Genomic DNA, 20,706 nt, shown 5'->3' on the forward strand with positions numbered 1-20,706 from the left:
TCTACGCCGCCAGTCCCCCTAGTCCCCCGGGCATCACCGCCCGCGGCCCGAACTTCGCCCGTGCGCGGTCCGCGACCTCCTCGATGCGGCGGACCTTCTCGTCCACGGGGTCGAAGGTCAGCTGGTGGGAGGCCTGGTCGGCGGGGTCGAGCCCCTCGGCGCGCAGGGCGATCGCGCGGACCCGGGCGCGTTGCAGGCCGAGCGCCTCATACATGCCGTACGCGGCCCTGGTCAGGTCCGGAGAGTGCGCGGTCGGCTCGGTCAGCGTGCGGCTGCGGGTCGTGGCGGAGCGGTCGGCGTAGCGCACGGTGAGGGTGAGCGTGCGGCAGACCTTCTCCAGGGCGCGCAGCCGGGCACCGATCTCCTCGGCGGCCGACAGCAGGGCACGGCGGTGGCGGTCCGGGTCCAGTTCGTCGCGGCCGAAGGGGCGTTCCGTGGCGAGGGACCGGGAGACGGCGTTCGGGACGACCCGGCCGCGGTCGATGCCGTTCGCCTTCTCGTGCAGCTCGCGGCCGGCCTTCGCACCGACCAGCCGCTGGAGCGTGGACAGCGGCGCCGCGGCGACCCTGCCGAGGGTGTCGAGGCCGTAGTCGCCCAGCGTCCGGGCGGTCGCGGCGCCCACGCCGGGCAGCGCGGCGACGGGCTTGTCCGCGAGGAACTCCGCGATGGCGCCCTGTTCCTGGGGCACCGCGCACGTCACCCCGGGCACGGCGTCGCGCAGCGCCACGCGGGCCAGCATCGGCCCGGGCCCGGCACCGATCACGCAGTCGACCCCGTACAGCGCGAGCGAGCGCACCCGGATGACCGAGGCCAGTTCGACGGCGTCCCGCCCGAAGTACCGCTCGGCGCCCCGCAGGTCGGCCAGCGCCCCGTCCGGTGGCAGGGCCTGGACGACGGGGGTGAACTCCTCGAGCATCCCGAGCAGTCGGGGCAGGTCGGCCTCGCGCGTCGGAGGCAACTGGAAACGTACGCAGAGGATGGTCATCCCGCACTCCCCGGACTCTGGTGCCACAACTTTCTTCCCACCGCGGGCCCTTCGCCCGCGGGACGCAGATCGGCCCAGGGGTGCATCTCGTACCCCGTGGGCAGGCGGATCTTGCGCTGCTCCGCCGGATCCTGGGCCGCGGAGCCCGCCGGCGCGGGCGCTCCCTCCGAGCCGGCGAGCCGGGCCGCGACTCCCTCCAGCCCCTCCTCCTGCCGCACCTCCAGCAGCTCCGCGAGGTTCCAGGCGGCGGCGCCCACCACGCTCAGGCTGCGCGGGCCGCGCCGCTGCACCACCCCGCGCACCAGCAGCAGCCAGGAGTGGAAGACGGTGTGGGCGCAGGCGTCGTGGGAGTCGTCGAAGAAGGCGAGGTCGACCAGGCCCGTGCCGTCGTCCAGGGTGGAGAAGATGACCCGCTTGCCGGACCGGATCGGCGGCGTCTGGGTGGCCGCCTTGGCGCCCGCGACCAGCACCGTCTCCCCGTGCCGGGCCTCGCGCAGCCGGCGCGCGGACACCACGCCCAGCTCGTCGAGGAACGCCCGGTGATCGTCCATCAGATTGCGCGAGGCGTCCATGGACAGCACGCCCAGCTCGGCACTGAGCCGCTCCGACGAGGTGAGGTCGGGCAGCCCGGCCGGGGCCGTCTTGCGCCCGCCGGCCAACGGGAGCTGGCCACCCCCCGCGCCCCGCGCGCCCCGGTGCAGTTCGGTCAGATGCAGTTGCAGATCACGGCGGTTGGCGCCGAACGCGTCCAGCGCCCCCACCTGCGCGAGCCGCTGGGCCAGCGGACGACTGGGCCGGCCCCGCTCCCAGAAGTCGACCAGTGAGGCGTACGGCTGCCCCTCGGCGATCCGCGCCGCCTCGGCCTCACTGATGCCGTGCACATCGGAGAGCGCCAACCGCAGCCCCCATTTACCGGACACCAGTTCGATACGGTGTGCGACGCCCGACGCGTTCACATCCAACGGCAGGACCGGCACCCCGCGCCGCCGCGCGTCCGCCAGCAGCAGCCGCTTCGGATACATCCCGGGGTCGTGTGTGAGCAACCCCGCGTAGAAGGCTGCCGGGTGATGTGCTTTCAGCCACGCCGACTGGTACGTCGGCACGGCGAAGGCGACCGCGTGGGCCTTGCAGAAGCCGTACGACCCGAAGGCCTCGACGATCTCCCAGGTCCGCTGGATCGTTTCCGCGTCATATCCGTTCGCCGCCGCGTGCTGCGCGAACCACACCTTGATCCGCCCCTGCGACTCCGGATCCGACAACCCGCGCCGCACCCGGTCCGCCTCACCGCGCCCGCAGCCGGTCATGATGTCGACGATGTCGATGATCTGCTCGTGGAAGACGACGACCCCGTACGTCTCCTTCAGCGGCTCCTCCAGGTCCGGGTGTGGACAGCGGATCGGCGCCCGCCCGTGCCGCGCCTCGATGAACGGCCGCACCATGTCGGCGGCGACCGGCCCGGGCCGGAACAGCGAGATGTCGACGACGAGATCGTGGAAGCCGGCCGGCTGGAGCCGCCCGACCAGGTCCCGCTGCCCCGGCGACTCGATCTGGAAGCAGCCGAGCGTCTCGGTGGACCGGATCAGCCGGTACGTCTCCGGATCCCCCGGCGGCAGCGCGTCCAGATCGACCCTGACCCCCGACACCCGCTCCACTTCCGCCACCGCGTGCGCCATGGCCGACTGCATCCGCACCCCCAGCACATCCAGCTTCAGCAGCCCGAGGTCCTCGACGTCGTCCTTGTCGAACTGCGACATCGGAAAGCCCTCGCCGCTGGTCGGCATGACCGGCGTACGCGCGAGCAGGGAGGCGTCGGACAGCAGCACCCCGCACGGGTGCATGGCCACCCCGCGCGGCAGCGCGTCCAGCGCCTCGACCAGTTCCCACAGCCTCCCGTACCTCTCCTTCTCCCCCGCCAGCGCCCGCAGCTCGGGCAGCTCCTCCAGGGCCGCGCGGGCGTCCCGCGCCCGGATGTGCGGAAAGGACTTGGCGACCCGGTCGATCTCGGCCGGATCCATGGACAGCGCCGCCCCCACGTCGCGGATCGCATGCCGCACGCGATACGTCTCCGGCATCGCGACCGTCGCGACCCGCTCGGTGCCGAACCGGTCGATGATCGCGCGGTAGACCTCCAGCCGGCGCGCGGACTCCACGTCGATGTCGATGTCGGGCAGCACGACCCGCTCCTTCGACAGGAACCGCTCCATCAGCAGCCGGTGCTCGATCGGATCGGCGTTCGCGATCCCGAGCAGATGGTTGACGAGCGACCCCGCACCGGACCCCCGGGCGGCGACCCGGATGCCCATCTCCCGCACGTCGTCGACCACCTGGGCCACGGTCAGGAAGTAGGAGGCGAAGCCGTGGTGGGCGATGATGTCCAGCTCGTGGTGCATACGCTCCCAGTACTCCCGCCGCCGGTCGTACCCGCGCAGCACCATCCCCGCCGCCGCCCGCGAGGCCAGCGTCCGCTGGGCGGTACGGCGGTCGGCGCCGACCAGATGCGGCTCGGGGAAGTGGACGGTACCGATCCCGAGGTCGTCCTCGGGATCGACCAGGCACTCGGCGGCCGTGACCTCGGTCTGCTCCACGAGCCGATGAGCGGTGTCCCGCCGGAACCCGGCGGCCTCCACGATCCGCTCCGCCACCCCGAGCATGGCCCCCGCGCCCTTGAGCCAGGCCTCGCCGGAGTCCAGCTCCTTGGTCGGGTCGACGGGCACCAGCCGGCGCGCGGCGTCCAGCACGTCGGCGACCGGCCCCAGCCCCGGGTCGGCGTACCGTACGGCGTTGCTGAGCACGGGCCGGATCCGCTGCTCGGCGGCGAACCCGACGGTCCGGGCGGCCAGCCGCAGGGAGCCGGGCCCCGTACCTTTCCGGCCATGCCAGACGGCCTCCAGCCGCAGGGCGTCGCCGTAGACCTCCCGCCAGGGCACGAGCAGCCGCGCCGCGCGGTCGGGACGCCCGGCCGCCAAGGCACGCCCCACATCCGAATCAGGCCCGAGCAGCACGGTCACGCCCTCGGCATGATTGCGCTCCCAGGACAGCAGGGGCGGCCCCTCCCCCTCATGCACCGCCGAGACGAGCCGGCACAGCCCGGCCCACCCACGGGCACCGTCCCGGGCGAGAAAGGTCACCCGGGGGGCGGACTCGTCGACGAAGGCGCCACCGCGCACAGGGGTCCGGCGCCGCCCCCGCCCGGCCCCGGGCTCAGGGGGCTCCGCTCCCGCCACCGCCAGATCCGCCCCGAACACCGGACGGACCCCCGCCTTCGCACAGGCCTTCGCGAACCGGACGGCACCGGCGAGCGTGTCGCGATCAGTGAGAGCCAGGGCATCCATGCCCCGTTCGGAGGCACGCTCGGCCAGCCGTTCCGGGTGCGAGGCTCCATACCGCAACGAGAATCCGGAGACGGTGTGCAGATGCGTGAACCCCGGCACACGCACCTCCCGCACTCGTGAACCACACCGGCTCTCGAACATCTGTTCCCAGCTACCTCACCCCCACCATAGACCAATTCTCGAATGTATGTGCGACATCCGTGCGGCCCCGTCCCACCTGCGGAAACACCGCACCGCCCCCGACCGTGGAGGCATGCGAGAACAACGCCATGGCCACGCCACTCCTGGTACTGGCGGCATGGACAGTGGCGGGAGCCGCGATCACCGGGACCGCATCCGCAACCCGCCACAAGACGCCGTAACCCGGCACACGGGAGCCCGCACGGAAGGGCGCCGTAACCCGCCACACAGGGGAGCCGCACCCGCGCAGGCGTAGGCACGCACCCCCACCACACCCACACAGGCCGCCGCAGGCACCCCCGCCCAACCGCCGGAGGCAGGCTGCACCCCGCCCAACCGCCGGAGGCACACGCGAAAGTCCCGCCCCTCACACAAGGGGCGGGACTTCACGGGACTTCACAAACCCGGAACCCGGAACTCAGCCGATCTCGGTCCCGGTAGCCGACAGCGCCTCCGTCACAGGCTGGAAGAACGTCTCCCCACCGGACGTGCAGTCACCGCTACCACCGGACGTCAGCCCGATCGCGTTGCTGCCCGAGAAGAGCGAGCCACCACTGTCACCGGGCTCCGCGCACACGTCGGTCTGGATCAGACCGTTCACGATGTCGCCGTTGCCGTAGTTCACGGTGGCGTCCAGCCCCGTGACCTTCCCGTCGTGCACCTGCGTCGTCGAACCGCTCCGCGTGACCTCCATGCCGACCGTCGCCTCGGCGGCACCCGTGATCTTCTGCGTCGAGCCGTTGTAGAGGTTCACCTCGCTCGGGTGAGCCACATCCGCGGTGTACTTGACCAGCCCGTAGTCGTCACCCGGGAAGCTGGAGTCCGCGTTGGTGCCGATCTCCTTGCCGCTGGAGTCCGACCACGTCGAGATGCCCTCGGTGCAGTGCCCGGCGGTCAGGAAGAACGGCTCGCCGCCCTTGACCACGTTGAAGCCGAGCGAGCAGCGGCCACTGCCACCGGTGATCGCGTCGCCACCGGCGATGAAGGGCTTGTACTCGCCCTTCGTCCGCTTGAGTTCGGCCTTCGCGCCGAGCCCGTCGACGACCTTCGTCAGCTTGGCCCACTCGGCCTTGGACACCGTACGGTCGGCGGTGACGACGATCTTGTTGGTGGTCGGGTCGGTCACCCATGCGGTGCCCGGAATCGTCGCGTCCTGCTTCAGCGTGCCGCGGGCGCTCTTCAGTTCGGCTAGGGAGTTCGCCACGACTCTCGCCTTGGCTCCGGCCTTCTCGACGGCCTCGGCCGCAGCCTCGTCGAGCACGTTCACCACGAGGTTCTTGCTCTTCGTGTCGTAGTACGTGCCCGCCGCGTCGGCGCCCAGGTCCTCGGCCAGCGTCGAGGCGAGCTTTCCGGCCGCCGCGACCGACAAGGTCTGGGGCGCGGAGGCCTCCGGGGTCTCACTCGCGTTCGCAGTCTGGAAGGTGACTCCCGCGGCGACCAGTGCGGCGATACCCGCACCTGCCACGGCTGCACGTCGCTTGGGTATGCGTCGGTGCTTCAACTCGCGTCCTCCTGTGGGGGGTCGGCCCGAGAGGTTGTGGGGACCTCGCGAACCGGAAGGCTTTGTTGACGAGCGCCCACTATTCCGAGGACAACGGGGAGCACACAAGGTCGAGTTCAGGACGCGCGTAGATTGCGGATCGCACGCCCTCCCATTTTGACCGTCCACGGTCAAATCGGACCCAACTCACACGCGCTTCACGCGCGTTCACACTGCAAACATTACGCGTGAGTAATGTGTGCCCACTCTGTGACGTCTGGCCGTGGCTGAAAATCGCCTGCCCGGTCAGCCCACGACAACTTCAGCGAAAAGACAACAACCCCACCGAAAAGGGGAAACCCCCGCACGCAATGCGTGCGGGGGTACAGAACTCAGCCTGCTACCGACCGGGACCGACCGGCCTAGTACACGCTGACCCCGTAGGCGCTCAGGGCCTCCGTGACGGGCTGGAAGAACGTCGTACCACCGGAGGAGCAGTTGCCACTGCCACCGGAGGTCAGACCGTACGCCGTGCCGTTGCTGCCGTAGAGCGAGCCGCCGGAGTCGCCGGGCTCGGCGCAGACGTTGGTCTGGATCAGGCCGGAGACGATGTCGCCGCCACCGTAGTTGACGGTCGCGTTGAGGGCGGTGACACGACCGCTGTGCGTACCGGTGGTGGAGCCGTCGCGGATGACGGTGGTGCCCACGCTCGGCGTGGCCGCCCGGGTGATGTCCACGCCGTTCGCGGTGCCGGGCCTGCTGACGGACCCGGAGTACCGCACGATGCCGTAGTCGTTGCCCGGGAAGCTGGACCCGGTGGTCGAGCCGATGACCGTGGTGCGGCCGGAGTTGGAGTACCAGGTGCCCGCGCCGTCGGTGCAGTGACCGGCGGTCAGGAAGAACTGGGTGCCGCTGCTGTTGCGGACGTTGAAGCCGAGGGAGCAGCGCCAGCTACTCGCATAGATGGCGTCGCCGCCCTGGATCAGCTTGTTGAACTTGCCGGGGGTGCGCTTGATCGTGAGCGCGTCGGCGTTGGCGCCGGCCTGCTGCTTGATCTTCGCTATCTCGGCCTGGGTGACCGTGCTGTCGACGGTCACGAGCACGCGGTTGGTCTTGCTGTCGACGGCCCAGGCGGTGCCCGGGATGTCGGCCTTCAGGATCGAGCCGCTGGCGCTCTTGAGCTCGGTGGCGCTGAAGGTGGCGGGGGTGTCGGACGCGTTCGCGCTGGGGATCGCGATCGCGGCGGCGGCGACGAGGCCGGTGGAAACGGCGATCAGCCGTGTCCGTCTCGAAATGCCGCTGCGGGGGGTGGTGCGCTTGATCCTCACTTCTCGTTCCTCCACAAAGGAAGTAGGGGGCCCTCGTGGGGTTTTGGGCCCGTGAGGCGCAGTCCGGGACCGGCGGGTTCGGATTCCGAACCCGCCGTGCCCCTGACAAGCGCTGGTGGGAGTATTCGGCCGAACGGACGGTAGGCGCAAGAGGGCCTTTCGGCCGCGCCCTTTTGAAGGGCTGTCAGGAAGCCGCGAAAGGGCGGGCGAGCGCGCTCCGGCAGGCGGCAGCGTGCGATGAATACGGGACGGGTCAGCCACCTCAGGGGCAGCAGCAGTCGCACCCGTCGCACTCGCAATCCCGGCAGCAGCCCTCGCGCTTCTTCCGGGACCACGGCCCCTCGTACTCCTTTGCGCAGCACAGCTTGCAGGTGCAGCACAGCAGCCAGAACATCCCGCAGCCCGCCCAGAACCCGCGCCGGCCCCGGGGCGGCTGGGGCACCGGCGCGCCGCCACCGAAACCACCGCCGCCGTACCCTCCTCCCTCACCGGCGTACGGGTTTCCGCCACCGCCCGCGTACGGGTTCTGCGGAGCCCCGTGCGGCCCCTGGGCGTACGGACCCTGAGGCGGCTGCTGCCCGTACGGTCCGCCCTGGTGTGACGCGCACACCGGCACCGTGCCGAACGCCCGGTCCACCGAGCGCCGCAGTTCGTGCACGAGCAGCAGATGCACGAGCTTCGCGTCGGTGAACTCGGCCTCGCGCAGCGCGAGCCGCACCCCGTGCACCGCGTCGTCGGCGAGCCGCCGGGCCTCCGCGAGGGAGGTGCCGGTCGCGGCGATCGGGTTCCAGGCGCCTGACGCGGCGTCAGCGTGCAGGTCCTCCACGGCGTCCAGCAAGTGGGCCAGCCGTCCGAAGAGCCGTCCGGCCTCGGCGAGCGGCCCGGCGTTGTGCGGCCGGCCGGCGAGGACCGCCGTGTGCGCGAAGGCGGCGGCGGTCGCGGTCTCGGTCGGTTCGGTGACCGTGAGGATCGGCGTGCCGGGCCCGGCGAGCGCCTCGATGCCGCCCTGCCGGTCCACGGCGTCGACCAGGAGGGCCGTGTCGAACCCGACGGCGGAGCCGGTGCGCGCCCCGGCGCGGTCCCAGCCCGCGGCGACCCGGCGCGCGGCGCGCGCGACCGGCGCGCGGGCCAGCAGTCCGTCACCGTCGGCCACGTGGTCGCGCACCTTGGCGGAGGCGAGCACCAGCGACACGGCCGCCGCGAGCCGCGCTCCCTCACCGTGCGCGACGGACGCGGTGCGCATCCCGCGCAGCGGACACGGCCCCGCCGTACGCCGCCCCACACCACTCGACGTGCCGGGCGTCCGCTCCACCTGAGCTTCCGTCAACACGGAGACGAGAAGCCCGTCATAGTTCGTCACGATGCGCGCGAGCTGCCCGTGGTCCCCGCGCAATGCGAGACACAGCCCACACAAATGCGCCATCCACTGGGCCGTGAGGCTCTCACCGAGCCGGTGCCGACAGGGCCTGACCATTCCGAACACGACATCCCCCCGTGCTCCGTACGACGTTTGGCGCCGCATGGTATCGGCCATCGCGTTCACCCGTACGCACCGCTCATCACCCGTACGCCGCGAAGAATCATATTTCACTCACAGTCAGCAGCCGTTTACCGCAAGACCCTTGGGAAACACGGACTCTCGACGGATTCGCTGTGCACCAGTACCGTCACAAACCCCCCGTGCGGCGTCTATCCACTTGGCGCGCCATCCGCATCATGGACGACCATAGGGATGCGGAAAGCAAGAAAGACCGCTGTGAGAGGAGGCGTCCATGGGATCGGTACGCAAGGCAAGTGCCTGGCTTGGCCTCGTCGACGACAACGAAGACGAGCGTTACTACGACGACGACTACTCCGACGGGACCGAGCCCGGGGATGCCTGGGTCACCGATCCGCGCGTCAAGGTGGCCTCGGACGTCGCCGAGGAGAAGGGGCGCCGCATCGGCACGGTGACCCCGGACAGCTTCCGGGACGCGCGCGCCATCGGCGAGCTGTTCCGCGAGGGCGTGCCGGTCATCATGAACCTCACGGCCATGGACGCTGCCGACGCCAAGCGCGTGGTCGACTTCGCGGCCGGGCTGATCTTCGGCCTGCGCGGTTCGATCGAGCGGGTGTCGACCCGCGTGTTCCTGCTGACCCCCGCCAACACGGAGATCGTGAACGGCGACCCGGCCGCACACCGCACGGACGGCTTCTTCAACCAGAGCTGAGGCAGGGCCGCTCACCGGCCCTGCCACCCGCGCAGGGTTCACCGGACGGGGTCTACCGGAAGGCGTCGAGCCCGGTGAGCGCCTTGCCCAGCACGAGCTGGTGCATCTCGACGGTGCCCTCGTAGGTGAGCACCGACTCGAGGTTGGTCGCGTGCCGCATCACGGGGTATTCGAGCGAGATCCCGTTGGCCCCGAGAATGGTGCGGGCCGTGCGGCAGATCTCGATCGCTTCTCGTACGTTGTTGAGCTTGCCGAAGCTGACCTGCTCGGGACGCAGGCGGCCGGCGTCCATACGCCGCCCCAGATGATGGGCGAGCAGAATTCCCTTGTGCAGTTCGACCGCCATGTCGGCGAGTTTGGCCTGGGTGAGCTGGAAGCCGCCGATGGGCCGCCCGAACTGCTCCCGCGACTTCGCGTAGTCGACCGCGGCCTCGAAACTGCTGCGGGCCGCGCCCATGGCACCCCAGACGATTCCGTACCGGGCGTGCGACAGACAGCTGAGCGGTCCGCGCAGGCCGGTGACCTCCGGCAGTACGGCGTCGGCGGGCAGCCGTACGTCGTCGAGGACGAGTTCGCTGGTGACGGAGGCCCTGAGGGACCACTTGTGCTTGATCTCGGGGGCGGAGAACCCGGCGCTGTCCGTCGGCACGGCGAATCCGCGGATCCCGTCCTCGGTCCGCGCCCACACGACGGCGACGCCGGCGACCGATCCGTTGGTGATCCACATCTTGCGGCCGTTGAGGATCCAGTCGGTGCCGTCGCGCTTGGCGTACGTCCGCATGGAGGCCGGGTCGGATCCGTGGTCGGGCTCGGTCAGCCCGAAGCAGCCGATGACCTCGCCGGAGGCCATCCGGGGCAGCCACTGCTGCTTCTGTGCCTCACTGCCGAACCGGTGGATGGCGTACATGGCGAGGGAGCCCTGCACGGAGACGAGGGACCGGATCCCGGAGTCGGCGGCCTCCAGCTCCAGGCAGGCGAGCCCGTACTGCACGGCGGACGCGCCGGCGCAGCCGTAGCCCTCCAGGGACATCCCGAGGGCACCGATGCTCCCCAGCTCCCGGGCCAGTTCCCGGATCCCGGGCAGCTCGCCCTTCTCGTACCACTCGGCGACGTACGGCAGCACCCGGTCCGCGGCCCAGGCCCGCACGGTGTCCCTGATCCCGAGATCCTCCGGCTCCAGGAGGTCGTCGAGGCCGAGGGGGTCGGCGGGGTCGAAGGGAGGAAGCTTGGACGACTCGGACATGGGGGACCCTCCGAAACTCTTTAACTAGCACCGCTAGCCAAGACGCTACGGTGCCCGCCCACCCACGCACCACCCGTAGCTGCCTCGCGCCGACGCGGGCGAACCAGTCGCCACAGCTCCAGCCGCCCCGCCCTCAGCCGCCCCCAGCAAGCAACCGCGTCCAGCCGATGCCATCGCAGACGGCGTCCGATGACGTCGGCGGAGGTAGGCGACTGCTCCCGGCGCAGCGCGGGCATCCGCCCGCTACGCGCACAGCCCGGCGGCAGCCGCTCCGCGTTACGGCAGCCCGTGGCCGCCCGCCGCGCCCGTCAAAACAGCCCTTACCGCCGCCCCGACCACCGCAAGCCGCCAACGGCGCCCCACCCCCACAGGCGACCTCCACCCCTCGACCGGCAGATACGGGTGGCGCGTGGGTGGGCAAAGGGCGTCACACCGAGACGCGCGACTCCGCAGCGTCCCTGGGTGCGGGCAACTCCACCGCACCAGCGCCCTCACACTGCATGACCCGCGGCAACCGCAACGCCATCACCGCCCCGAGCAGCAACAACCCCGCACTCACCAGCAACGTCACATGCAGCCCGTGCACGAACGCGTCCCGGGCGGCATGCCGCAGAGCAACACCCGCCGTCCCGCCCAGCTGCGCAGCAACCTCGTACGCCTCCCCCAGCGAATGTCCCGCCGAGGCGGACGCCGACGCAGGAACGCCCGGCACGTCCGACAGCCCGGGCGCGTACGCCGCGTTCATCACCGTGCCGAGCAGTGCGATCCCGATTCCCGCCCCCAGCTGGTACGACGTCTCCCCGATCGCCGCCGCGCCTCCCGCCTGCTCCTGCGGCGCCTCGCTCAGCATCGACTCGTACGCCCCGAACAGCGTCGTCTCCAGCCCGAAGCCCAGCAGCACGAACCCGGTCAGCATCAGCGCGCAGTCGTCCGTCCGGCCCAGCGCCGTCAGCAGTACCACCGCGAACGCCGTCAGACAGAACCCGAAGCACACCATCCACCGCGGCCCGAACCGCCGCAGCATCCGCGCCCCGGCCAGCCCGGCCGCCATCGCGGCGAACGTCAGCGGCAGCAGCCGCAGCCCCGTCTCCAGCGGCGACAGCCCGAGCACCAGCTGGAGATACTGCGCGGCGATCAGTTCGAGACCGACCAGCGCGAGCATCGCCAGCACGATGCACCCGACGGACGTGCTGAACGCCGGCCGCGCGAACATCTTGAGGTCGACCAGCGGCTGCGCCCGCCGCCGCTGCCGCCGTACGAAGGCGGCCAGCAGCACGGCGCCCACGACCAGCGGCGGCACGGTCAGCAGGCTCCCCACCGACTCCCCGCCGCCGAGCCGCTTGACGCCCAGCACCACCCCGAACAGCCCGATGGCCGCCATCAGCGCGCCGACCACGTCCCAGGGCCCCTCGCCGTCGCCCTTGGACTCGGGCAGCAGCAGTCGCCCGACCGGGAGACTGACCAGCATCAACGGGATGTTGACGAGGAACACCGAGCCCCACCAGAAGTGCTCCAGCAGGAAGCCGCCGAGCAGCGGTCCGACCGCCGCGCCCACCGCGGCGACGGCGCTCCAGATGCCGATCGCGAGCGCCCGCTCGCGCCGGTCCGGGAAGACCTGCCGCAGGATCGACAGGGTCGCCGGCATGATCATCGCGCCGCCCACGCCGAGCAGCGCCCGCGCCACGATCAGTACCTGGGCGTTGTCCGCCAGGGCCGCCAGACCGGAGGCGACGCCGAACAGCGCGTACCCGAGGAGCAGGACCCTTCTGCGGCCGACGCGGTCGCCCAGCGTGCCGAACAGGATCAGCAGCGAGGCGCAGACCAGCGGGTAGACGTCGACGATCCAGAGCAGCTCTATCCCGCCGGGCTTCAGGTCCTCGGTGATAGCGGGGACCGCCACGTGCAGCACGGTGGCGTCGACGGCGACCAGCAGCAGGCTGACGCAGAGGACGACGAGAACCACCCAGCGGTTGGCACCGGCCCCGGCCGCCCGACGGCGCAGCGCAGCGGCCGTGGTCGTCCCGGACATGTACGTACCTCCCAGATGTTCCCTCGCGATCGGCGGGCTCACGGGGTGGGGGACGCCCCCGCGACTCGGCCGGAGAGGAGCGGTGGTCTCCGGCCCGCGCAAACGAAAAGCGAGTGACACGTCAGGGTACGCGAGTCCGTGCGGGAGCCGAGTGGCGGACCTCTCACCCGTCCGGCGGAAAGATATGACGTACGCCACTCCCTCCACCGTCGTCCACGCCCCGGGCGGCCGGCCGGTTCCGGCCCGGGTCGATAATCGGGCCCGTGACCGATCTTGAGACGCGCGCGGCCCCGTCCCGCGCCGGGGCGCTGCGCCGGGCGGCCCCGGCGCTCCTCGGGTACGCGGCCGTCCGCGCCCTGGGCCTCCTCGCCCTGGCCTTGTGGAGCGCGGCGCGCGACAAGAGCGCGTACACGCTGCTGACCGCTCGCTGGGACGCGCTCTGGTACACCAGGGTCGCCGAACTCGGTTACGGCTACGAGGTGCGTCTGGCGAACGGGGACGTGCACTCCAACCTCGCGTTCTTCCCGCTGCTGCCCTGGCTGGAGCGGCTGGCGGCGGCGGTGTCCCCGCTGTCGTACGCGGACGGCGGTTTCCTCGTCAGCCTGTTCGCCTCCCTCGCCGCGGCCTGGGGGGTCTTCGCGGTCGCGGACCAGGTGTACGGACGCCGGGCCGGGGTGTGCGCGGTGCTGCTGTGGGCGGTGCTCCCGGTCGGGATCGTGCAGTCGATGGCGTACAGCGAGTCGCTGTTCACGGCGCTCGCCGCGTGGTCGCTGTACGCGGTTCTGACCGGCCGCTGGGTGACCGCGGGCACGCTGGCCCTGCTGGCTGGGCTGACCCGCCCGGTGGGGGTGGCGGTGGTGGCCGCCGTGTGGGTGGCGGGCATCGCCTCCTTCGCACGGGAGCGGCGCGCGGGTCCTTCCGCACGGGAGCGGCGAGCGAGCGACGCCGACGGCCCCGGCCCGCGCACCCGCCGTGTCCTCGGCATGCTGCTCGCTCCGCTCGGCACCGCGGGATACGTGCTGTGGGTCGGCCACCGCACCGGCAAGGGTCCGCTCGGCTATCTCGACGTCCAGGCGGGATGGCGCAACGGGTTCGACGGGGGGTACGCCTTCGCCCGGTTCGTAGCCGAAAAGTTCACGTCGTTCCCCTCGGCCCTGGCCGGTGCCGGGCTGATCGCCGGGGTCGTGTCAGTCGTTTGGCTGTATCTGGTCGGCGTACGTCAGCGCCAGCCGCTCCCGCTGCTGGTCTACACCGGAGTCGTCACCGCGCTCGCCCTGTGCGCGTCGAGCTACTTCGGCTCGAAACCGCGTCTGCTGATGCCCGCCTTCCCGCTGCTGCTGCCCCTCGCCCTGGCCTTGACCCGGCTGCGTATGCGCAGGTCAGCGCTGGTGCTCGGGCCGGTGGCGGTCGCCTCGGCGGTGTACGGGGCGTTCTGGCTGAACGGCTCGGGTCCGCCCTGACCCGCTGTGAGCGCCGGGAGAATTGCGCACGATGCTCCGGTGAACGAATTCAAAAGCGCAATAAAACCGCCATCCGGAATGATCAAAGGAATTGAAGGCCGCAGGCCCCGGCGATTACGGATTCGCTGGAAATAAACCTCCTCCTGAGAGGAATCCCACATCACATCGTCATCACAAAGCCGTTGATTCGACGGGGATCCGAGCTCACTCGCTGTAACGTCGATTGGGTGCGTACCGAACCGAAGCTCACCCGTCTGGACCGGGTGTTCGCCCGGCTGGACCGTGAGCCGGAACGACCGGCCCACATCGATGTGCCGAAGATGAGCAGGCACCGCGTCGTGCTCCTCGCGGCGACCCTGGCCTTCTACGGCGCGATCGTGTGGGCCGTGATCATCACGTCCTGGCTTGTCCGGCTCGACTGGCAGGTCATGTTCTTCCGGCCGTACCAGCAGTGGTCGGAGATCCACTGGTTCGTCGACTACTACGTGGTGCTCGGCCAGCGCGGTCCGACCGCGGTGATGGTCGCGGCCTGGCTGGGCTGGCGCTCCTGGCGGCAGCACACCCTGCGCCCGCTGCTCGCCCTCGGCGTCTCGCTGCTCCTGCTGAACATCACGGTCGGCGCCGCCAAGTACGGCATGGGCCGGCTGGGCCCGCACTACGCGACCGTGATCGGCTCGAACGAGATGTGGCGCGGCGGCGATATATTTCCGAGCGGTCACACCGCCAACGCCGTGGTGACCTGGGGAATCCTGGCCTACATGGCCTCCACCCCGAGAGCGCGCCGCTGGCTGTCCGCCGTGTCCGCGGTGACCTCGCTCGGTGTCGGGATGGCCACCGTCTACCTCGGTACGCACTGGCTGAGCGATGTGCTGCTGGGCTGGGCCGCTGGTCTGCTGATCCTGCTCGCCCTGCCGTGGTTCGAGCCGCTGATCGCCCGTTCCGAGGCCGGGATCTTCGACCTGCGCGACCGCTGGCGGGCCCGTCGGAGCCGTACGGCGTCGACTGCCGCCCCGGTCAGCGCGCCGCCCGTGGTGGTCACGCCGCTGCCCGCCGACCGGGAGGACGTCGCGGCCCGCTCGCCCCGGGCCCCGGTCTACCTGGCGCCGGGACCGCACACAGCCCGCTCGGAGCGCACGCCGATCACTCCCGCGGGCAGCCGCCGCCCGCCGCACACGGAGCGGCACCCCCGCGGCTCGGCCTCCTCGGCCCGCCCCTGACGGGCGGCTGACCAGGACGGACGGCGGGAGGCGGTGCGCACACCCCGTCCCGCACGGCGAAGGCCCCGGTTCCTCAGCGGAACCGGGGCCTTCGCGGTGTCTCAGCCCTTCCAGGCCCGCGCCACCCGGCCGCCCTTCACCTCGAAGTTCAGTCGGCCCACGCGGTACTCCATCGTGATGATCGCCCCCGGCGGCAGCGAGCGCACCGTCGACCAGCCGCGCTCACGCGCGAGGTGTTCGGCCCGGCCGGCCTCCAGGCCGACATAGGTGTCCGGGCTGTCGTCGGGTTCCGCGGAAGGTGTCGGAATCGGTGCCATGCCGCCACGCTATGTCGTGCCCGGCGACCACGGAAGTCCGGGCCGGTAACCCTTGCCTCTGTCCTTCCCCTGTCACGCTTCTGTCACAAGATCACGACAGGTGTTTCGGATGCTGTCCGTCACACGGACGAGCGGTTTCCTAGGCCTTCCGCAGGCATTCGATCGCAATTTCCGCGTGTCACATGGGCCCATGGAAAAGCCCGGCGGAGAGTTCCGGGAGAAGTGACCTGGGGGCCCCATTCCATTCCGGCGCCGCACCGGGCCGGCTCAGCCGCCGCCGCACAGGAAATGCATGGCTTCGGCACGCAGAGGCCGGTACGCCCCCTGTCGGAGCGCTCGGTGACGCGAGCATCATGGCGTGAGCTCGCGGGTGACGTGTGGCGCGGGCTTCGGCGGGCCCGGCACGCGATGAGCGAAGGGGCGAGCGAGCGATGGGGACGCAGACCGTACAGGCGACGACGCGGCCCGTGCCGAGGAGGAAGCACGGGCAGGTGGTGCTCGACTGGCTGACCACGACGGACCACAAGAAGATCGGTCACCTCTACCTGATCACGTCCTTCGTGTTCTTCCTGATCGCCGGAGTGATGGCGCTGCTGATGCGCGCCGAGCTGGCCCGCCCCGGACTGCAGATCATCACCAACGAGCAGTTCAATCAGGCGTTCACGCTGCACGGCACGATCATGCTGCTGCTGTTCGCGACGCCGACCTTCGCGGGCTTCGCGAACGAGCTGATGCCGTTGCAGATCGGCGCGCCCGACGTCGCCTTCCCACGGCTGAACATGCTCTCGTACTGGCTGTTCCTGTTCGGCGGGCTGATCGTGCTGGGCTCGCTGCTGGTGCCGTCGGGCCCGGCGGACTTCGGCTGGTTCGCCTACGCCCCGCTGAACAGCGCCGAACGCTCGCCGGGCATCGGCGCCGACCTGTGGATCATGGGGCTGGCGCTCGCCGGCTTCGGCACGATCCTCGGCGCGGTCAATTTCGTCACGACCATCATCGGGATGCGCGCCCCGGGCATGACGATGTTCCGGATGCCGATCTTCACCTGGAACACCCTGTTCACCTCGATCCTGATCCTCATGGCGTTCCCGGTGCTCGCGGCGGCGCTGCTGTGCCTGGAGTCGGACCGGCGGTTCGGCTCGCACATCTTCGACGCGACCAACGGTGGGGCGATCCTGTGGCAGCACCTGTTCTGGTTCTTCGGGCACCCCGAGGTGTACATCATCGCGCTGCCGTTCTTCGGCATCGTCACGGAGATCATCCCGGTCTTCAGCCGCAAGCCGATGTTCGGCTATCTGACGCTGGTCGGCGCGACGATGGCGATCACCGGCCTGTCGGTGGTGGTGTGGGCGCACCACATGTTCGCCACGGGCGCGGTACTGCTGCCGTTCTTCTCCTTCATGACCTTCCTGATCGCGGTGCCGACCGGTGTGAAGTTCTTCAACTGGATCGGCACCATGATCAAGGGCTCGCTGTCCTTCGAGACGCCGATGCTGTGGGCGACGGGCTTCCTGGTGACGTTCCTGCTCGGCGGGCTGACCGGGGTGATCCTGGCGTCGCCGCCGCTGGACTTCCACGTGACGGACACGTACTTCGTCGTGGCGCACTTCCACTACGTCGTCTTCGGCACCGTCGTCTTCGCGATCTTCGCCGGCTTCTACTTCTGGTGGCCGAAGTTCACCGGGAAGATGCTCGACGAGCGGCTCGGCAAGATCCAGTTCTGGACGCTCTTCGTCGGCTTCCACACCACGTTCCTGGTGCAGCACTGGCTGGGCGCCGAGGGCATGCCCCGCCGGTACGCGGACTACCTCGCCGCGGACGGGTTCACGGCGCTCAACACCGTCTCGACGATCGGCGCGTTCCTGCTCGGCATGTCGACGCTGCCGTTCCTCTACAACGTGTGGAAGACCGCCAAGTACGGCGAGAAGGTCGAGGCCGACGACCCCTGGGGCTACGGCCGTTCCCTGGAGTGGGCGACCTCGTGCCCGCCGCCCCGGCACAACTTCACGACGCTGCCCCGGATCCGGTCGGAGTCGCCGGCGTTCGACCTGCACCATCCGCAGTACGCGGCGGTGACTGCGCAGCCCGAGCCAAAGCCCCATCAAGCCGGTCGCGAGTCCTCTTGATCGCCTCGATCAGCCCGTCGGGTTCGAGCACCTCGAACTCGAAGCCCAGCATCATCACGTGGATCACCATCACGTCGAGGCTCCCGGCGCCGCAGCGCAGCAGGCAGCTGTCCGGGCCCTCCGCCTCCAGCACCCCGGCGCTGGGCGAGATGTGCGCGGCGGCCTCCTCCAGGGGCGCCAGGAGCCGCACGACGGCGTGGGTGGCGTACACGCGTGTGGAGACGCCCTGGGAGACGTAGGCGGCGAGGTCCTCGGCGGGCGACTCGCGCGGCTGGAAGTGCGGGCCGTGCGGTGGCCTGGGCGTGATGCGGTCCACGCGGAACGTGCGCCAGTCCGCCCGGTCAAGGTCCCAGGCGACCAGGTACCAGCGGCGCTCGGTGCACACCAGGCGGTGTGGTTCGACACTGCGGCGGCTCGTGGTGCCGTCGTGGCCGCGGTACTCGAAGCGCAGGCGCTCGGCGTCCCGGCAGAGGTGGGCGAGCTCCGTCAGCACGGCCGGGTCGACGGCGTCGGGCAGGGGGCCGCGCAGCATCGGCACGGTGAAGGCGTTGAGGGCGCCCACGCGGCGGCGCAGCCGGTCGGGCAGCACCTGTTCCAGTTTGGCCAGGGCCCGTACCGAGGTCTCGCCGATGCCCTCGATGCCCTGCCCGGCCGCCGTGCGCAGCCCGATCGCCACGGCGACGGCCTCGTCGTCGTCCAGGAGCAGCGGCGGCAGCTCGGCGCCCGCGCCCAGCTGGTAGCCGCCGCCCGTGCCGGGGCTGGCGTTGACCGGGTAGCCGAGTTCGCGCAGCCGGTCCACGTCCCGGCGCAGGGTGCGGGCACTGACGCCGAGCCGCTGCGCCAGGTCGGGGCCGGACCACTCGCGGTGGGCCTGGAGCAGGGACAGCAGGCGCAGCAGGCGTGCCGAGGTCTCCAACATGGGGGCGAGTCTGCCAGCCCTCGCGGACAGCCGCTGTCCTCAAGGCTCGTAGGCCAGTTGGGGGACGTCGAAGCAGGTGCGGTTCATGTCCCCCTGGGCCACCCAGCCCTTGCCGTCCCGCCAGCGGGCCACCGACAGGCAGGTCCGGCTGGTCCTCGGCGGCTCGGCGCGCCGCTCGAACCCGACGGGCAGGAGCAGTCCGCCCGCGGTGTATCCGTCGCTGCGGTTCATGTAGGCGTCGACGCACGCGGGCGTGATGCCCGTCCTCGCGCAGGACTTGGCGGCGTCCGTGAACCACCGGGCGGCCGCCCAGCCCTCCAGTTGCCACTGCGAGTGCGTCTTCAGGTCCTTCGTCGCCTCGCGGAACTCCCGTACGGCCGGGTGGCCGGTGTCGTCGTAGTTGCGGCTGGAGCCGGTCGCCCAGAGGGCGTTGCGGCAGCGCGGGGCGTCCTTGTAGGCGTCGGCGACGGTGGACGTCCAGTTCTGCACGTTGGTCACCTTGGCGGTGACGTCGGCGCCGACCTCGTCCATGGCCTGGCACAGCCGGGCGTTGCCGTGGCTGTCGATGGCGTCGAAGACGAGGTCGGCGCCCTGTTCCTTCAGGTCGGCGGCGACGGCGCGGAAGTTGGGCAGGGCGAAGTCGACCTGCTCGGTGACGACCTTGTAGCCCTCGGCGCGCAGGCCCCGTTCGACGAGCCGGGCGTAGGCGGCGGACGCGGACTGGTTGTAGGAGACGACGGCGGCGGTCCGGGCGCCGTGCTCGCGTGCGAAGTAGCGGTAGACCTCGGTGCCGCCGTAGAGCTTGCCGTCCCAGCCGGTGGTGCCGTCGCGCGGCGCGCGGCTGCCGTAGATGCCGTAGAGGTGCGGGTAGGTGTCGTAGGCGCTGCCGATGGGCTGGCCTCCGATGTCGGGCACGCGCGCGCGTGAGACGCGGGAGGCGCCCGCGTAGTCCAGGGCGGTGGTGGCGACCAGGGCGACCACCTTGTCCTCCTCGACCAGGCGGTGCACGCACTCGTTGTTGCCGACGCCGCTGCCGCCGTCGTCGCACAGGCGCACCTGAACGCGGCGGCCGTCTATGCCCCCGCGCGCGTTGAGCCGGTCGAACCACGCCTTGGCACCGTCGCGCGGGCCGGTGAAGGCGGCGCCGCCGACCGGGCTGGTGGCGCTGGCGATGATGCCGACCCGCAAGGGCGCGGCGTCGCGGGGCGCGGGGGTGCGGTCGTCGTGCTCGAAGTCGCTCTCCGGGAGCCGGCTGCCGCAGGCCGCGCTCAGGGCGAGCAGCAGCACCGCGGCGAGGGCTTCAGCAGCCCGGGACCGGCGACGCATTGCCGCTCAGTTGCACCAGCGCGCACAGCGCCTTGGCGGACACCTTCCAGGTGCCGTCCTGCTCGACGGCCGTACCGGAGGCGTCCGGCAGGGCGGTGGCGCCCTTCAGGGTGAGCGTGTAGGTCACGTCCGCCTCGGTCGCCGAGGTGAACTCGATCTTGGTGACCTTCGCCTGGACCTGCCTGCCGCGTTCGTCACCGCTGAAGGCCTCAAGGACGGGGCCCATCCGGTCGCCGTTCTCCAGGAGGGCCTGCTTGTCCTGCGTCGAGGTCTTCGGATCGAAGAACTTCTCCCAGTTCTGCCTGATCTCCCGCTCGGCCGCGGCACGGTCCGCCGGCGCGCTGGCCGGTGCGGTCGCGGTCCGATCCACGGTCGGTTGGGGCGGCGTGGCCTCGCCGCCCCCGCCATTGTCGTCGCCACATGCCGCGAGGGCCGGGGCGAGGGCCAGGACCAGGGCGGCCGTGATCGCCGTACCCCGTCCCGCGGCTCGTGGGCCCCGTGTCGCGTTCCCCCGCCTGAGGTCGCTGCCGAGAACCATCTGGCTCACCACCGGGTGT

General features: G+C 71.0%; 14 protein-coding genes and 1 pseudogene. 4 read left to right on the forward strand and 11 right to left on the reverse strand.

What is annotated here, in order from left to right; translation table 11 throughout:
* Nucleotide 1: 1 nt before the first annotated feature.
* From PV963_RS09760 to PV963_RS09780, 5 genes are all read right to left on the reverse strand, one after another.
* Nucleotides 2–985 carry a DNA polymerase Y family protein gene (locus PV963_RS09760; RefSeq protein WP_274815257.1) on the reverse strand — a complete coding sequence of 328 codons (984 nt, stop codon included), beginning with the start codon at nucleotides 983–985 and terminating at the stop codon, nucleotides 2–4.
* Nucleotides 982–4,416, reverse strand: a complete 3,435-nt coding sequence (locus PV963_RS09765; RefSeq protein ID WP_274815258.1) for a DNA polymerase III subunit alpha — start codon at nucleotides 4,414–4,416, stop codon at nucleotides 982–984. Before PV963_RS09765 ends, PV963_RS09760 begins: the two co-directional genes overlap by 4 nt.
* Nucleotides 4,417–4,915: 499 nt before the next feature.
* On the reverse strand, nucleotides 4,916–5,998 hold the full coding sequence (locus tag PV963_RS09770; RefSeq protein WP_274815259.1) for a S1 family peptidase: 1,083 nt from the start codon (nucleotides 5,996–5,998) through the stop codon (nucleotides 4,916–4,918).
* Between the two features lie 401 nt (nucleotides 5,999–6,399).
* Nucleotides 6,400–7,305, reverse strand: a complete 906-nt coding sequence (locus PV963_RS09775; protein ID WP_274815260.1) for a S1 family peptidase — start codon at nucleotides 7,303–7,305, stop codon at nucleotides 6,400–6,402.
* 262 nt (nucleotides 7,306–7,567) lie between these two features.
* On the reverse strand, nucleotides 7,568–8,788 hold the full coding sequence (locus tag PV963_RS09780; RefSeq protein ID WP_274815261.1) for a DUF5685 family protein: 1,221 nt from the start codon (nucleotides 8,786–8,788) through the stop codon (nucleotides 7,568–7,570).
* Between the two features lie 289 nt (nucleotides 8,789–9,077).
* Between PV963_RS09780 and PV963_RS09785 the strand changes: the two genes are divergently transcribed.
* On the forward strand, nucleotides 9,078–9,515 hold the full coding sequence (locus tag PV963_RS09785; protein WP_184982151.1) for a cell division protein SepF: 438 nt from the start codon (nucleotides 9,078–9,080) through the stop codon (nucleotides 9,513–9,515).
* Nucleotides 9,516–9,567: 52 nt separating this feature from the next.
* Here the strand turns inward: PV963_RS09785 and PV963_RS09790 are convergent, their stop codons facing one another.
* Complete coding sequence (locus PV963_RS09790) at nucleotides 9,568–10,758, reverse strand: acyl-CoA dehydrogenase family protein (protein ID WP_274815262.1); 1,191 nt, start codon at nucleotides 10,756–10,758, stop codon at nucleotides 9,568–9,570.
* A 427-nt stretch (nucleotides 10,759–11,185) separates the two neighbouring features.
* Nucleotides 11,186–12,787, reverse strand: a complete 1,602-nt coding sequence (locus tag PV963_RS09795) for an MFS transporter (RefSeq protein ID WP_274815263.1) — start codon at nucleotides 12,785–12,787, stop codon at nucleotides 11,186–11,188.
* A gap of 263 nt (nucleotides 12,788–13,050) precedes the next feature.
* Here PV963_RS09795 and PV963_RS09800 point away from each other — a divergent pair, with 263 nt between their 5' ends.
* Nucleotides 13,051–14,247: a hypothetical protein gene (locus tag PV963_RS09800; RefSeq protein WP_274815264.1), complete on the forward strand. Its 1,197-nt coding sequence runs from the start codon at nucleotides 13,051–13,053 to the stop codon at nucleotides 14,245–14,247.
* 227 nt (nucleotides 14,248–14,474) lie between these two features.
* Nucleotides 14,475–15,464: a phosphatase PAP2 family protein gene (locus tag PV963_RS09805; protein ID WP_274815265.1), complete on the forward strand. Its 990-nt coding sequence runs from the start codon at nucleotides 14,475–14,477 to the stop codon at nucleotides 15,462–15,464.
* Nucleotides 15,465–15,565: 101 nt separating this feature from the next.
* Here PV963_RS09805 and PV963_RS09810 read toward each other — a convergent pair whose 3' ends face one another.
* Nucleotides 15,566–15,781, reverse strand: coding sequence for an I78 family peptidase inhibitor (locus tag PV963_RS09810; protein ID WP_086604522.1), 216 nt, complete (start codon nucleotides 15,779–15,781; stop codon nucleotides 15,566–15,568).
* A gap of 431 nt (nucleotides 15,782–16,212) precedes the next feature.
* On the opposite strand from PV963_RS09810, the pseudogene ctaD reads away from it, so the two are divergent.
* Nucleotides 16,213–17,739 (forward strand): annotated as a pseudogene (gene ctaD / locus PV963_RS09815) (cytochrome c oxidase subunit I); the annotation flags it as partial.
* Between the two features lie 43 nt (nucleotides 17,740–17,782).
* Here the strand turns inward: ctaD and PV963_RS09820 are convergent.
* The 3 genes from PV963_RS09820 to PV963_RS09830 are packed head-to-tail and all read right to left on the reverse strand — an operon-like array spanning nucleotide 17,783 to nucleotide 20,687.
* A complete protein-coding gene (locus PV963_RS09820) occupies nucleotides 17,783–18,823 on the reverse strand; it encodes a YafY family protein (protein WP_342456377.1) in 1,041 nt (346 codons plus the stop codon).
* A 39-nt stretch (nucleotides 18,824–18,862) separates the two neighbouring features.
* Nucleotides 18,863–20,149, reverse strand: a complete 1,287-nt coding sequence (locus PV963_RS09825; protein WP_274815267.1) for an ABC transporter substrate-binding protein — start codon at nucleotides 20,147–20,149, stop codon at nucleotides 18,863–18,865.
* Nucleotides 20,124–20,687, reverse strand: a complete 564-nt coding sequence (locus PV963_RS09830) for a hypothetical protein (RefSeq protein WP_274815268.1) — start codon at nucleotides 20,685–20,687, stop codon at nucleotides 20,124–20,126. Before PV963_RS09830 ends, PV963_RS09825 begins: the two co-directional genes overlap by 26 nt.
* Nucleotides 20,688–20,706: the final 19 nt, after the last annotated feature.

This window comes from Streptomyces coeruleorubidus, from assembly GCF_028885415.1.
In the GTDB taxonomy this organism is placed as follows: Bacteria; Actinomycetota; Actinomycetes; order Streptomycetales; family Streptomycetaceae; genus Streptomyces; species Streptomyces coeruleorubidus_A.

Coding starts and splice junctions, on each gene's coding strand:
- PV963_RS09810 (WP_086604522.1), bottom strand. CDS start 15,781: ATGGCACCGATTCCGACACCTTCCGCGGAACCCGACGACAGCCCGGAC.
- PV963_RS09795 (WP_274815263.1), bottom strand. CDS start 12,787: ATGTCCGGGACGACCACGGCCGCTGCGCTGCGCCGTCGGGCGGCCGGG.
- PV963_RS09785 (WP_184982151.1), top strand. CDS start 9,078: ATGGGATCGGTACGCAAGGCAAGTGCCTGGCTTGGCCTCGTCGACGAC.
- PV963_RS09825 (WP_274815267.1), bottom strand. CDS start 20,149: ATGCGTCGCCGGTCCCGGGCTGCTGAAGCCCTCGCCGCGGTGCTGCTG.
- PV963_RS09790 (WP_274815262.1), bottom strand. CDS start 10,758: ATGTCCGAGTCGTCCAAGCTTCCTCCCTTCGACCCCGCCGACCCCCTC.
- PV963_RS09760 (WP_274815257.1), bottom strand. CDS start 985: ATGACCATCCTCTGCGTACGTTTCCAGTTGCCTCCGACGCGCGAGGCC.
- PV963_RS09820 (WP_342456377.1), bottom strand. CDS start 18,823: ATGTTGGAGACCTCGGCACGCCTGCTGCGCCTGCTGTCCCTGCTCCAG.
- PV963_RS09830 (WP_274815268.1), bottom strand. CDS start 20,687: ATGGTTCTCGGCAGCGACCTCAGGCGGGGGAACGCGACACGGGGCCCA.